The 13,771-nt window shown below is 63.3% G+C and carries 14 protein-coding genes; 4 read left to right on the plus strand and 10 right to left on the minus strand.

What is annotated here, in order from left to right:
• Positions 1–9: 9 nt before the first annotated feature.
• Entirely contained in the window at positions 10–507 is a 498-nt protein-coding gene (locus DWU99_RS11935) for a GAF domain-containing protein (protein ID WP_115478289.1), read from the minus strand.
• Positions 508–585: 78 nt separating this feature from the next.
• On the opposite strand from DWU99_RS11935, the gene DWU99_RS11940 reads away from it, so the two are divergent.
• The 3 genes from DWU99_RS11940 to DWU99_RS11950 all read left to right on the plus strand — a co-directional run bounded on the left by DWU99_RS11940 (position 586) and on the right by DWU99_RS11950 (position 2,378).
• Positions 586–1,290, plus strand: coding sequence for a TMEM175 family protein (locus DWU99_RS11940; protein ID WP_158543279.1), 705 nt, complete (start codon positions 586–588; stop codon positions 1,288–1,290).
• Positions 1,287–1,964, plus strand: coding sequence for a dethiobiotin synthase (gene bioD / locus DWU99_RS11945; RefSeq protein ID WP_115478291.1), 678 nt, complete (start codon positions 1,287–1,289; stop codon positions 1,962–1,964). Before DWU99_RS11940 ends, bioD begins: the two co-directional genes overlap by 4 nt.
• Positions 1,965–2,027: 63 nt before the next feature.
• Positions 2,028–2,378: a hypothetical protein gene (locus DWU99_RS11950; protein WP_115478292.1), complete on the plus strand. Its 351-nt coding sequence runs from the start codon at positions 2,028–2,030 to the stop codon at positions 2,376–2,378.
• A gap of 22 nt (positions 2,379–2,400) precedes the next feature.
• Here the strand turns inward: DWU99_RS11950 and DWU99_RS11955 are convergent, their stop codons facing one another.
• The 6 genes from DWU99_RS11955 to DWU99_RS11980 all read right to left on the minus strand — a co-directional run bounded on the left by DWU99_RS11955 (position 2,401) and on the right by DWU99_RS11980 (position 9,535).
• Positions 2,401–3,303, minus strand: a complete 903-nt coding sequence (locus DWU99_RS11955; RefSeq protein ID WP_115478293.1) for a polyprenyl synthetase family protein — start codon at positions 3,301–3,303, stop codon at positions 2,401–2,403.
• Between the two features lie 175 nt (positions 3,304–3,478).
• Positions 3,479–5,134 (minus strand): copper resistance D family protein, encoded by a 1,656-nt coding sequence (locus DWU99_RS11960; protein WP_115478294.1) that lies wholly within the window; start codon positions 5,132–5,134, stop codon positions 3,479–3,481.
• A 106-nt stretch (positions 5,135–5,240) separates the two neighbouring features.
• Positions 5,241–5,609, minus strand: a complete 369-nt coding sequence (locus DWU99_RS11965; RefSeq protein ID WP_115478295.1) for a copper resistance CopC family protein — start codon at positions 5,607–5,609, stop codon at positions 5,241–5,243.
• Positions 5,610–5,655: 46 nt separating this feature from the next.
• Positions 5,656–6,396: a phosphorylase family protein gene (locus DWU99_RS11970; protein ID WP_233511072.1), complete on the minus strand. Its 741-nt coding sequence runs from the start codon at positions 6,394–6,396 to the stop codon at positions 5,656–5,658.
• A complete protein-coding gene (shc, locus tag DWU99_RS11975) occupies positions 6,393–8,369 on the minus strand; it encodes a squalene--hopene cyclase (RefSeq protein WP_115478297.1) in 1,977 nt (658 codons plus the stop codon). Before shc ends, DWU99_RS11970 begins: the two co-directional genes overlap by 4 nt.
• Positions 8,366–9,535 carry a phytoene/squalene synthase family protein gene (locus DWU99_RS11980; protein WP_115478298.1) on the minus strand — a complete coding sequence of 390 codons (1,170 nt, stop codon included), beginning with the start codon at positions 9,533–9,535 and terminating at the stop codon, positions 8,366–8,368. The genes shc and DWU99_RS11980 overlap by 4 nt, the downstream gene beginning before the upstream one ends.
• 245 nt (positions 9,536–9,780) lie before the next feature.
• On the opposite strand from DWU99_RS11980, the gene hpnA reads away from it, so the two are divergent.
• Complete coding sequence (gene hpnA, locus DWU99_RS11985) at positions 9,781–10,806, plus strand: hopanoid-associated sugar epimerase (protein WP_115478299.1); 1,026 nt, start codon at positions 9,781–9,783, stop codon at positions 10,804–10,806.
• 82 nt (positions 10,807–10,888) lie between these two features.
• Here hpnA and DWU99_RS11990 read toward each other — a convergent pair whose 3' ends face one another.
• The 3 genes from DWU99_RS11990 to hpnK are packed head-to-tail and all read right to left on the minus strand — an operon-like array spanning position 10,889 to position 13,745.
• The gene (locus tag DWU99_RS11990) at positions 10,889–11,890 is read right to left on the minus strand and encodes a ferritin-like domain-containing protein (protein ID WP_199535782.1); all 1,002 of its coding nucleotides are present in this window, start codon (positions 11,888–11,890) and stop codon (positions 10,889–10,891) included.
• Positions 11,887–12,909, minus strand: coding sequence for a flippase-like domain-containing protein (locus DWU99_RS11995; protein ID WP_233511074.1), 1,023 nt, complete (start codon positions 12,907–12,909; stop codon positions 11,887–11,889). The genes DWU99_RS11990 and DWU99_RS11995 overlap by 4 nt, the downstream gene beginning before the upstream one ends.
• Positions 12,906–13,745, minus strand: a complete 840-nt coding sequence (gene hpnK, locus DWU99_RS12000) for a hopanoid biosynthesis-associated protein HpnK (protein WP_199535783.1) — start codon at positions 13,743–13,745, stop codon at positions 12,906–12,908. Before hpnK ends, DWU99_RS11995 begins: the two co-directional genes overlap by 4 nt.
• Between the last annotated feature and the right edge of the window lie 26 nt (positions 13,746–13,771).

Below are 13,771 nucleotides of genomic sequence, written 5' to 3' on the forward strand. Positions count from 1 at the left end.
AATGGAACGTCAGCGCGAAGCGGCCACTGCTTCCATGAACACCTTGCACAGCGCTTCCATGCCGGCGCGATCGTCGTCGTCGAAGCGGGCGATCGAGGGGCTGTCCACGTCCCACACGCCGAGCAGGCTGCCATCGGCGTTGACCAGCGGCACCACGATTTCCGATTGCGAGGCGGCATCGCAGGCGATGTGACCGTCGAAGCTGTTCACATCGCGCACCACCTGCGTCTGGCGCGTCTGCGCCGCGGTGCCGCATACGCCTCGCCCGAGCGCGATGCGGATGCATGCCGGCTTGCCCTGAAACGGTCCCACCACCAGTTCCGTGCCGTCATAGAGGTAGAACCCGGCCCAGTTAAGATCGGGCAGGCTGTTAAAGACCAGCGCCGAAAAATTGGCCGCATTGGCGACCAGGCTGGGTTCCCCGGCCAGCATGCCCCGGGCCTGTTCGGCCAGGTCGGCGTAGTGCCCGGATTTGTTTGCCGCGTGGCCGTTCTTGATCTCAAACATGACGGGATGGCTCGATTGCTTCAGACTGATATAGCAAGATGGGACGTCTTGTGTCTCGGCACAAGGGGAGCACGCACAATGAACGACCAGCAGCACGATTCGCATGTCGGGCGCGTGGAGGCACATCGGCTGGACGGCTTCATCGATGCCGCCTTCGCCTTTGCGGTAAGCGTGCTGGCCATCGCCGGCGCCGAGGTGCCGCATAGCCTCCATGATCTGATGTCGGCACTGGACCGGATTCCGGCCTTCGCGTGCAGTTTCGCCACGCTGATGATCTTCTGGCACCGGCACGTACGCTGGCGTGACCGCTTCCGCCTGCACGATACGACCAGCATGATGCTCAGCCTGATGCTGGTGTTCTTTGCGTTGATCTTCGTCTATCCGCTCAACATGTTGTTCCAGGCGATGTTCAGCAGCCTCTACGAAGCTCTCGCGCATCAGGAGCTGTCGGGTTCGCCGACAATCACCAGCGTGCACGACGTGAAGGCGCTCTATCTTTGCTATGCCTTGGCGTATGCGTGCATGGCCGGATGTCTGGTTTGTCTTTATCGCCACAGTCTGCGCAAAGTGCATCTGCAACATCCGGAGCGGATCGAGGCGCGTGAGGTGATGTATACGCAGTCGGGCTCCCTGTGCGTGGCATTGCTTTCGTTGTGCGCGACGTTGCTGATTCCCGAAACACCTGCGTGGGCACCGCTGCCCGGATTCATCTACATGCTGATCTCGCCGATGTACTGGATCGCGGGGAGATGGGCACGGCGCGCCAAGGAAAGCGTTGCATGAGTCGTTCGCTATTCGTCGCCGGCACCGACACCGGCATCGGCAAAACGCACACAGCCTGCACGCTGCTGCATGCCTTGCGCGCAACGGGGCGAAGCGTGTGCGGCATGAAGCCGGTGGCGAGCGGTTGTGTGGAAACGCCGCAAGGTCTGCGCAACGAGGATGCATTGGCGTTGCTGGCGGCCGGCAGCGCACCTGCGCCTTCCTACGAGGAGATCAATCCCGTCGCCCTGCACGAACCGTTGTCGCCCCATCTTGCGGCCAAGCATGAAGGCGTGACCATCGCGTTGCCGGTAGTGCATGCGGCGTTTCATCATCTGGCCGATCGTTACGACACGGTGGTGGTCGAAGGAGTGGGCGGCTGGCGCGTACCCTTGGCACCGAACCTGTTCGCGTCGGATATCGCCAGGTCATTGTCGCTGCCGGTGGTGCTGGTGGTCGGACTGCGACTGGGTTGCCTCAGCCACGCGCTGCTCACCGCCGAAGCGATCGTGGCGGACGGATGTCGCCTGGTCGGCTGGATCGGCAACCGCATCGATACCCACATGGATGCCGTCGAGGAAAATATCGATACGCTTCGCGCACTGTTGCCGGCGCCCTGTCTGGGTATCCTTCCTCACGGACTGGCGCCGGAGCGTGCTTCCAGTTTGCTGGAGCCGGGCGCGATCGATTTTTGAAAGGAAGGATGCGCCGGCATATCGGCGCCTCGCACATACGGTCAGCTAACAAAGGGAGGGGATATGGCCAGCCGCTGTCACTACTACATTCAGATCGCCGATCTTGCGCATGCCCGCGGTGCGCAATCCGAATTGAGCTATGCCGGCGCCGGTCCCAACGACTTCGCGGCGGCTCTGCACGAAGCCTTGTACAGCCCGATGCTGTTTCAGCGCTGGCGCGCGATGCAGCCCGACCCGGATGAGGTGGATGAGCGTCTGGGCATCACCGATCAGCTCGCCAAGGTCACCGCGAAAGCGGTGGATCTTCACACCGAAGTGGATGTGATTACCGATCTGCCCATGAGCATTCTGCGCCGACGCCTCAACTGGCTGATCGGCGCGCACTGGCAGTTGCACGATGTGCGTCCGGCCTGAGCGATCTCAGGTTCTAAGAGGCTCAGTGATTGCGCTGTTGAATGAAATCGGCGAGCCACGCCAGCGGTTCGGCATCGCTTGAAATGCTGCGTGCCGCGTCGCGTGCTTCGTCAAACAAAGCGTTCGCGCGATGCTGCGCCTGTTCAAGGCCGAGCAGCGAGGGGAAGGTGGATTTGTGCTGCGCCAGATCCTTGCCCGCGGTCTTGCCGAGCGTGGCGGTGTCGGCGATCTGATCCAGTACGTCGTCCTGAATCTGGAACGCGAGGCCGATGCACTTGCCGTAACGATCCAGCGTGTGGCGAACCGCATCCGATGCATGCGCGGCAATGCCGGCGAGCTGGCAGGTGACGAGAATCAATGCGCCCGTCTTGCGCGCGTGCAGCGATTCCAGTTGTGCCAGCGTCAGAGTGAGATTTTCCGACGCCATGTCCACGGCCTGGCCGCCGACCATGCCCAGCGAACCGGATGCATGAGCGAGCGCCGTGATCATCTGCACTTTCTGTTCGGCGTCGAGCGCGTTGTTTTTGGCCAGCGCCTCGAAGGCGAGCGTCTGCAAGGCGTCGCCGACCAAAATCGCAGTAGCGACGTCGTAAGCCTTGTGCACCGTCGGGCGACCGCGACGCAGATCGTCGTTGTCCATGCCGGGCATGTCGTCGTGCACCAGCGAATAGGCGTGGATGAGTTCCACCGCGCAAGCGGCTGCGTCGAGTTTTTCGGCAGCCATACCCAGCGTTTCGCCGCAGGCATACACCATCAGCGCGCGCAGGTGCTTGCCACCTTCGCAGGCGTAGCGCATCGCTTCGTGCAGACGGGCGGGATCGGTGCCGGCGGACGGCAGCAGGGCGTCCATCGCGCGCTCCAGCCGCTGCAGGTAGGCGGGCACGCGGGCGTCGAAAGAGGAAACCGTGGGGGAAGTCAGGCTCATGCGGAGTCCGGGCAGGGAGCGGGGCAATGACGATCTTGGTTCGCCCGCGACCGGAAAAGCTCGCGGCGTGATCCCCCAACTTTAACATTCCGACCCTGCTTTGGCCGAGCGATTCGCCGCAAAAGCAGGTATTCCGCGCGAAATCCTCCCCTGCTCGCAGGGGAGGAAACCGTTTTCACGCTTCGCGATACCAGAGCAGGATCACGCCGACCAGCATGAAACAGATCGGCCAGGCCCAGCCGGCGATCCGTCCGCCGCGTCCGGGCAGGCGCAGTTCCAGCCAGCGCGCCCAACCCGCGGACACTCCAGCCAACGCCAGCGGCGTGTGCGTGAGCTCGATCAGCAGCTGATCCTTTACGTTGGAAATCTGATGGCTGTGCGTGAGCAACATCGCGCCGCCCACCGACACCAGCAGCGGAAACACCAGCGCTGCCTTGGGGCTGCGCAGGCGTCCCGTGCGCACGGCCCATTCGAAGACGCCGAACAGGACGATGAGCAGCACGAAGAAGCGATGCTGCGCGACCTCCACGTCGCGCCAGGCGATCCAGAAGCCCTCGCTGCCCATTGGCCACACTTCCGGGTCCGAACGCACCAGCAGGAAGCCCGCCATCAGCAGGAACAACAGCGGCCAGTGCTTGAGCCATCCCACGCCTGCACGATTGAGCAACGCCAGCAAACCGATCAGCAGGACGAAGATGCCGGCCCAGTGATGGTTGTATTCCGACCACGCGATGTCGTCGGCGTTGCGCGGCGGCAGCACGCCCGAACCCGGCACGTTGGCCTGCGCGGCGGCTTGGCCGCGCTGCGCTGCTTCCTGATTGAGCTGCGACTGCATTTCCGAAATCGCCAGCTGATCGTGATCGGGCGACGTGAAGCGCGGCCATACCGGTGCATTGCGCACGGCGATTTCGTGCAGCGTGACGCGATCGGTGGTGAGGTCGACGGCAGGCGGCACCGAGGTCAACGAGGCGGCCGCGAAGAAGATGGTGAAGCCGATGCCGATCTCCACTTCGGCGAAGCGACGCAGGCGAACCACCGAGGTCTCTTCATTCCTGCGCAACCGTTCGGTCACCAGCAGATTGCCCAGGCCGAACAGCAACAGCGCGAGGAACATCGCGATCTTGGCACCCACCATCACGCCATACGCCGTGCCATAGAAGCCGGGCACGCTGCCGATGTAGAACACCGACATGATGGCGCCCGAAATCACGATGCTCGCCACGCCGATCATCGACATGCGAGAAAAGCCCGGGCCGATCAGGCGCCAGCTCTGTGCGTCGTGCAATTTGCTCAGTGCGAGGACGAAGCACGGAATCGCGCCGATCCAGATCGCCGCACCGAATTGATGCAGGCCTTCCACGAACAGCAGCAGCACATTGTTGTCCAGCCGTGCATAGGCATGCGTGGTGAACGTGGCTGCGGTCAGTTCGATCGCGCCGATCAGCAACGGCAACACCGCGGCGAGCGGACCGCTGGACATGCGCCTGCCCAGACACGGAATCAGCGCCAGCGCGCAGATCACCTTGATGGTGCCGCAGAGGGCGAACGGCGCCTGCATCACGTCGAAGAAAGACAGGTCGACGGTAGACATCAGCACGGCCACTTGCAGCCCGGTGCCGGCGGTTTCCGTGATAGCGAGGCCGATCGCGCTGAAAATGGTGAGCCGTGCGATGCGCCGCTCCAGGTCGGCACCCTGCGGAAGCACCTTCATCAATGGGCGCAGCAGGAAAACCAGGAACAGCACACCGCCCAGCGTCATCGACTGCGCGACGATGACGAGGCCGTGCAGGATGATGCTGAGGTAGCCGAAGATGTCGACGAGTAGTTCCACGAGGAATCGCTCAGGCAGTTGCGGTTATGAATGCGTCATTCCAGCGCAGGCCGGAATGACGCGTGTAGGACTGGATCATTGAAGTGTTCCAGGTCCTGCAGGGCACTTATGGCTTGGCCGTCACGGTAAACGGCAGATCGCCGCGCGTGAGGTGGCCGTCCAGCGCCAGCGCCTGCCAGCGCAGCGTATACGAGCCCGGCGCGAGATCGGTGCTCGTATCCAGTTCGTTGCTCTTGCCGTGCGTGTCGATGGTCAGCACGCTCTGGCTCTGGTCGGGCTTGACCAGCGTAAGCAGCGAACGGTGCTGGTCGATCTTGCTGTTGTACTTGAGCACAAACTGCACATGGCCGGCCGGCACGGTGCCGTTCGCCTTGGGCGTGCTGTCGACCAGGATCGCGTGCGCGGATGCGGCCACGCTCACGAGGGCACAGGTCGCAGCGACCAGGAACGTTCCAATACGACGACGCAGGGACATCAGCAGGTTCTCCTATGGGGCATCGCCGCGGTGGCGATATAAAAAATCATGACGAAGACCAGCCCAGCGCCGGCCCCGTCGCCTTGGCGGCGGCGCGCAGCGCGAGCGTGGCGCGTTGCATGCGTGAGTATAGTCGGGGCAGCTCGGCCAGCAGCGCCGGATGACGGCATAGCGCCGCGATCAGCCCCAAGGCGCGTGGGCGGCCCCAGGCATCGACGCTATGGTTCAACGCCGTGGGGATCGTGTCGCCCACTTCGTCGACGATCGCGCGCAGGACGACGAACGGAAGGTTGCGTTCGTTGGCGACAGCCGCCACAGCCGCGCTCTCCATATCCACCGCCAGTGCTTCATGCTGCCGATGGGCGGCCGTTTTTGCCGAGGTCGTCAGCAAGGGCTCGTGCACGGTAAGCAATGATCCGCTCATGTACAGAGGCCGTGGCATTGTCGCCAGCCGCTGCTGCAGGCTGGTGCGCCAGGATGGACTTGCGGCGTAGTCGTGACCGCGACCATCGAGAACATGGTCAGGGCAAAACAGGCTGCCGTTGCGCAAACGCGCATCCAGTGCGCCTGCGACACCGAACACCGCCAACGCCTTGGCGCCGGCATCGGCGAGACGATGCGCTGCACGCTGCGCGGCGTCGGGACCCATGCCGCTGAGATACAACGCGGCGCCAGCAGAAAGCGGTGTAAGACGTTCGGGGCGAACGGTATGTGTCGTCAGCGCACGTGCTTCGGACGCAAGCGCCACGACGATGCCGGTGGCGCCCGGTGCCATCGTATCGCTCAAGCGGCGGCCGACTGCGAAAGCTGTCGGTAGCGGGCCATGGCCCACAGCGGGAAATACGCGGTGTACCCGTGGTACTTGAGGTAATACACGCGCGGGAAGCCCGGTGCGTTATGCGAAGGGTGATACCAGAGGCCAGTCGCCTGCTGATTCGCCATCAGATAGGCGATGCCGCGCCGTACCGAATCCGAGTGCGTTTCGCCCATCGCCAGCTGCGCCAGCAAGGCCCACGCCGTGGTCTGTGGCGTACTCACGCCGTGATTGCTGCCGCGCAGTGCCGGATCGATGTAGCTGTCGTTGGTTTCGCCCCAGCCGCCGTCGGCGTGCTGGCGTGAGCGCAGCCACTCGATCGACTTGCGGATGTACGGCTGGCGCGAGTCCTCGCCGGCCAGGGCGAGGCCTGCGAGCACGCTCCACGTACCGTAGATGTAGTTGCTGCCCCAGCGCCCCCACCAGCTGCCGTCGCCGAGCTGGGTGGAGCGCAGGTAATCGATGCAACGACGCAGGCTTTCGGCATCCTGCGGACGCGCAAGCACGCCCAGGCATGCGGCCACGCGGCCGGAAACGTCTTCGGTCGGCGGATCGAGCAGCGCACCGTGGTCGGCGAACGGAATCGCGTTGAGGTAGTAGTACGTGTTGTCCGCGTCGAAAGCGGCGAAGCCGCCGTTCTTCGACTGCAGGCCGATCATCCAGTCGGCAGCGCGATCCGTGTTGATGCGATGACGGCCCGACTCGCCGCGGCGACGATCCTGGATATGCAACAGCGCCGCCGCCACGGCGGTGTCGTCGATATCGGGGTAATACGCATTGTTGTACTGGAATGCCCAGCCGCCCGGAACGGCATCCGGTTTGCGCGCAGCCCAGTCGCCCTTCAATTCCATTTCCTGCTTCGACCGCAACCAGTCGACCGACTTTACGACGGCCGACTGCGTGGCATCGTCGTCGCTGGTGTTCATCAGGGTCAGCGCGCTCCACACGGTGTCCCACACCGGCGACACGCACGGCTGGCAATACGCCGAGCCATCGTCGCGATGCACGACCAGTTTCTGGATCGAACGCAGGCAGGTCTGGCGCGCGGGGTGATCTTTCGGATAACCGAGCAGTTCCATCGCTTCGTAGCTGTTGACCATCGGCGGGAAAATCGCGCCGATGCCGTCTTCGCCGTTCATGCGCGGCAGGAACCATGCCTCTGCCTTGCGCACCGCGCGTTGACGCACTGCCTTGGGCATGAAGCGGTCGGCGAAGCGGCCGATCTTGTCCAGCACCAGGAAGGTGCGGTTCAACAGGCCGCCGCGAACGAAGTAGTGATGCTCCTGTTCCGGCGGCGTGACAAACAATTCGCGAATATTGATCTTGCGCGGATTCTTCGCCTTCGCCTTGAGCGAACAAAGAACCGTCAGCGGCACCAGCGTGGTGCGCGCCCAGTACGAGATCTTGTCGATGTGAAACGGAAACCAGCGCGGCAGCAGCATGATTTCCACCGGCACGTAAGGCGTTGCGCGCCATGGCACCTGTTCAAACAACGCAAGCAGGATACGCGTGAACACGTTGGCTTTCGCCGCGCCGCCCCGTGCGAGGATGGCGTCGCGCGCAATGCGCATATGTTCGGCGGCGGGATCGTCGCCCGCAGCCTTGAGCGCGTAATAGCCTTTGATGGTGCACGACAGATCGATCGCGCCACCGTAATACTGCGGCCAGCCGCCGTGCCCGTCCTTCACCTGCGTGGCGCGCAGGTAGCGTGCCATCTTTTCCTGCAGCACGTCGTCGATTTCATCCATGTAATGCATCATCAGGATGTATTCGGCGGTGATGGTGCAGTCCGACTCCAGCTCGAAGCACCAATGGCCGTCCTTATGCTGGTGCGCAAGCAACGCTGCGCGACCGCGCTCGATGGCCTCGTCGAGGCTCGTCGTGGCGGAGGGCTGCAGCCGTTCTTCCGCGACAGCGGACTCGGCAATCGGCGTAAACGAATTCATTGCGGGTGTACTTCGTGCGCGTCGACCGGCTCGCGCCAGTTGACGTCGGCGATATGCGGGATGGAGCGCTTGGGCCACGTGCGCCCAGGCATCGAGGGCTCGCTCCATTCGGCGGTCAGCGGGGTCAGCGGCAAGCCGCGCGCGGTGGAGGCAAACAGCCAGCGCAGCGCGGCGTTGGACTTGCCGAACAGGCGCGTGAACAGAATCGTGCGTGCCACCGCCTTGCGCGAGATCTTGATCTGCGTGCCGGCCGAAAAATCGAGATTGTTCTGCAGATTGCGCAGCGTGAGCACGGCCATGCCGATCGCCCACAGGCAGAAGCGACGCACGCCGGCGTGCTTGGCGGGGAACATCAGCGTGTAGTCGAGCGCATTGCGCAGATGCGCGTGCGCGATGCCGACCAGCTCGGACATGGTGGCGGCGTAATCGGCGCTCTGCTGGCCGGGCTTGAGATCGATCAGCTTCACGCCGTGGCGCGCGAACATGTCCTGCGGCAACCAGCAGGCGCCGCGCGCGCGGTCTTCCCACTGGTCCTTGAGGATGTTCGTCATCTGCAGACCCTGTCCGAACGAGACGGCAAGGCGAAGCATGGTGTTGCGATGGGGAACCAGCGCTGGCTCGAAATCGACGAACATCTCCGTCAGCATTTCGCCGACGACGCCGGCGACGCAGTAGCAGTAGCGATCCAGATCGTGCAGGGTCTTGAGACCGTGCAATCCGGCGTTGCGCTGAAATTCGTGCATGCCGTGCGACATGATCTTCAGGCACTTCACGATGGAAGCCTGTTGCGTGCGCGAAAGGCTGCGCGTCACTTCCAGCACCGTCGGAAGACGGCGCATCAGATCGCGTTCGGCATCAAGCGTGGCGTTCGACAGCAGCGGCGCGACTTCGTCGGCGACATGCCGCGGATCGGCTTCGCCGGTCACCGCCGCGACAAACGCATTTTCGAACCGGCGCTTCTGTTCGGCCGACAGCGCGGGCTCGTCCTCGATGGTGTCCGCGGCACGGCAAAGCAGGTAAGCGTTGGCCACCGCACAGCGCAGCTCCGGCGGGAGCTGGGGGATGGTCAGCGCAAAGGTCCTGGACACCTTCGGCAGGATCTCGTCCTGGTAGGTGATGGCCTCGTCGCTCACGAAAGGGACGGTGGCATTGTGTAATTGGGTCATTGGCATGCCTCGGCCGCTCTAATTATGCCACACCGCCCAGTGCAGGAATTTGGAATGCTGGCACTGCGGGAAGTTCCCACGTCGCAAAGCCGCCACTGTGATACGGGATGTACACCGCAGAATGACTGGACGCAAAACGGGAGGGGTGGGGCAGGTATCGCTATTATGCTGAAGTAGCGCGCGATTTTCGTCCATAATCTCGCGATGACAGTCCCAACTTTCTTCAATGGGCGGCCCATCGCTGCATGCGCGCCGCTGGTTTCGGCCTGGACGGCATCGCCGTGAGGGCGCTGGTAACCGGGGCCACCGGCTTCGTCGGCTCGGCGGTGGCGCGTCGTTTGCTGCGCGATGGACATCGTGTCCGCGTGCTGGCCCGTGCAGGGTCCGACCGCCGCAATCTGCAAGGGCTCGACGTGGAAGTGGTCGAGGGCGACCTCACCAAGCCTGCTTCCTTGCTCCCAGCTTGCGACGGCTGCGATGCGCTCTTCCACGTTGCGGCCGATTACCGTCTGTGGGCCCCCGATCCGAGCGATTTGTACCGTGCCAACGTCGATGGCACGCGGGCGATCCTGCAGGCCGCCAAAGAGGTCGGCGTGCCGCGCATCGTCTACACGAGCAGCGTCGCCGTGCTGGGTATCCCCAAGGACGGCACGCCCGGCAACGAGACGACGCCGGTGACGGTGGACGACATGATCGGACACTACAAGCGCTCCAAGTTTCTTGCCGAAGAAGTCGCGCACGAATTCGCCGCGGGCGGCTTGCCGGTGGTGATCGTCAACCCCTCCACGCCGATCGGGCCGCACGACATCAAGCCCACGCCGACGGGACGCGTGGTGCGCGACGCGATGCTGGGCCGCGTGCCCGCCTACGTGGACACCGGACTCAACATCGTGCATGTGGATGATGTTGCCGAAGGGCATTGGCTGGCCTTTGAGCGCGGCGTCGCAGGTGAGCGCTACGTGCTTGGCGGATACAACATGAGTCTGCGCGATGTCTTGACGGAAATTGCCGACATCGTTGGACGATCCCCGCCGAAGGTCCGCCTGCCTCATGGAGTGGTGATGCCGATTGCGTATGCGTCCGAAGCGTGGGCGCGACTCACCGGCATGAATCCGATCGCCACCGTGGAAGAAGTGCGCATGTCCAAGAAACGGATGTTCTTCACCAGCGCGAAGGCGGAGCGCGAGCTTGGCTACGCGGCGCGTCCCGCGCGCAAGGCGCTGGAAGATGCCGTGCGGTGGTTTCAATCGTTGCAACATCGGACTTCGTAACGCGGCAGACTCATTCCCTCCCATGCGTGCAGGGGAGGGAGGAGGGTGTGATGCCATTTTCAATGCTCGCTACTTGGCGAGCTTATTTGCGCTTGCGGCGCTCAAAAAACCTCAACACCGGCAGCGCACACTTCACCAGGAAAGGCATGGTGGTAGGGCGCAGCAGGCGCTTGTCGTAGCCGGCGAATCGGCGATCGTTTTCGCGCAGGCACGTTGCCATCAATTCCACCACGCTCAAATCCTTCTCCGTCACGGACTGCGCGCCGTTAACGGTGAAATTGTTGTCCTGCGTATGTTCGTTGCCGTCGGCGTCCAGGCTCTTGGCCAGGTCCATGCGCTCCAAGCCGAGGAACCACCAAACGCGGAACACCTTGAGCTCGAATGCAATGCGTTTGAACAAGTTGAGATTGGCGCGATGCCATGCAACCCAATTGGCGAACAGCAGGATGTGCCGGCATTCCTCCTGCATCACTGGTTCGAACGTGTCGATCAGTTCGGGCGGGAACAGTCCCGAATCATGCGCCACCTTGAACAGGCCAAACGCAAAGAAGCTGTCGATGCATTCGCTGTAGCCCGTCACCAGATAGGCCCACTCCGGATCCTGCGGATATTCGTAAGGCGGCTCCGGCACCAGCGGAATGCCGTAGTGCTGGACCATCTTCGAGAGCACTTCCTTGTGGCGGTTTTCTTCCCACGCGTTCTGCGCAAGGGTGTTGCGCATGTCCGGATCGGCGACCGTGCGCGCGTAAGCCGCCATGCGCAGGCGTGCCTTGCCTTCGGTCTGCACGGCAATGTCCCAGATCGGCAGCGAGGTGATGCGATGCAGCGCCGCATCATCCAGCGCCGGCCACTTGAGCACCGATGGACGATACGGATTGAAGGTCTCGGCGAACATCTTGCACATCATCTGCTTGTGCGCGTCCGAGCCGTACTTGATGCGCTCCTGCCCGTTGCTCGACCACTGCCGCGTGCGTGTCTCGGAAGCAGCGATGGTGGCCGCGTCCGGTTCACCGGTCGGCAGGACCGGTTCGTGATAGCCGGGTACCAGGGTTTGGGTATCGAAGGCGTCGTGTTGCAACGTCATGACTCGGATTCTCTTGAAACAGAAGGCTGGCCGGCGTTCGCATAGAGTCGACGCGCTTCGGCCCATTGCCAGGAAATCAGCGCAGGTACGCCAAAGCCCACTTCGCGCATGCGCTTGACGATGGACAGCGCGACGCTGGCTTCGGGCGGCAGGCCGATCATGTTGCCGAACAGCACCAGGCCGCCTTCCTGCACGCCCAGGCCCGCTGGCACGACGAAGATGATGTGGCGCAGCGCCTGCGTCACCGCTTCGATGGCGATCGCGTCCCAGATGCTGATCGGATAACCGAGCAACCGCAGCGCCAGCCAGGTTTCGAAGCTGCCGACGACGTAGCCGAGGAACTGCCAGCCCAACGCCACGATCAGGCGCAGCGGGCGCGAATACTGCGAGCGGATTTCCAGATCAAGGCCCGCGCCATCGATCAGCTCCGTCAGCTTCGAGCGGCCGCCCAGCATCTTTTCCGCGAACCCTTCCAGGCGCGAAAACACCTTGCCATGGCGCAGCACGATGATCAGGAAAATCGGCAACGGCAGGCTGGCCGCGAGTGCGGAAATCACCGTGCTGAACGCGCCGATGCTCTGCGTCAGCTCGATCAGCAGGATGATGCCCAGCGCGGTGAACAGATATTGGTTCACCAGCGTGAGCAGCACTTCCATGATGATGCTCGCGGCTGCTGCGGCGCCGCCGATGCCACGCCACTTCACCAGGCGAATGCCGATGATTTCGCCGCCGATGTTCGCCACGGGCAGCAATCGGTTGCTGGCTTCACGGATCGAGGCGATCCAGAACAGGTAGGGAATCGTGGCCTTGCGATGCGGGTCGCGCGGTGCGATCAGTACGCGCCAGCCGATCACATCCAGCAGCAATGGCAGCACGTGGAATGGGAGCAGCCAAAGCAGCGGCCAACCGGCGCGATCGATCGCGTGGATGATCTCGCCCCAGCCCTGATGCGCTACCAGCGCGATGGCGACGGCCAGGCCCAGCAAGCCGGCGATGTAACTGAGACGCTTCATGTTCATGCCGCAGTCGCCGCCGGGTCGGAAAAGCCATCGCACAGCAAGTAACGCGCAGCGATGGCATCGCGCACGCGCGGCGACAGCAGCGCGGCCAGTTCGTCGGCATGCCGGTAGTCGACCATGCTTTCGGTGATATGGCCGTGCGAGGCGGGATGCAGATAGACCTCCGAAAGACCTTCAGGCAACTTCTGCAGAATGTCGAGCATCACGGCTTCGTCCATCGCGCCGCTGTGGCGTAAACCGAAGACGTGATCGTTGTAAGCAATGCCTGCGTTCTTCATGCGCCAGCGCATCAGTGCAAGCCAGGGGCGAAGCCACGGGCCCATGCCCGGCTCGGAGGGCAGGCGGATCGCGTGCAAACCGTGTTCGCGTCCGATCGTCAGCATCAACGAAAGAATCGTGGGGTGCAGGTGGAAGTGCTTGTGCGCATTGACGTGATCGAGACGCAAGCCCGTCGCCGCGAAGGCTTCGAACTGCGCACGGATTTCATCGGCCAACTGGCGACGCACATGCGGCAGGAAGAAAAAGCGGAAGCCGTTGCGCACCATGTCCGAATTGAACATGCCCTGCGCATCGACCAGATCGGGAATGCGCGATGGCGGCAGCATGGCGCGGCCGTCGGCAAGCACCAGATGCAAACCGACTGCCAGTCCTGGCGTGCGTTTTGCGCGAGCGACGGCATCGGCCGCAGCGGGCGCGGCGACCATCAGGCTGGCCGCGCGCAACACGCCCTCGCGAAAGCCGCGTTCGACAGCGTCGTTGACGGCCTCATGCAAACCGAAATCGTCAGCGGTGACGATGAGGCGTGGTCGCGTAGTTGGCGTGACGGAGGTTGGCACGGTTCTAAAAAGTTTCCCGCTTAAAA

This window comes from Dyella psychrodurans (assembly GCF_003363265.1).
Lineage (GTDB): Bacteria > Pseudomonadota > Gammaproteobacteria > Xanthomonadales > Rhodanobacteraceae > Dyella_B > Dyella_B psychrodurans.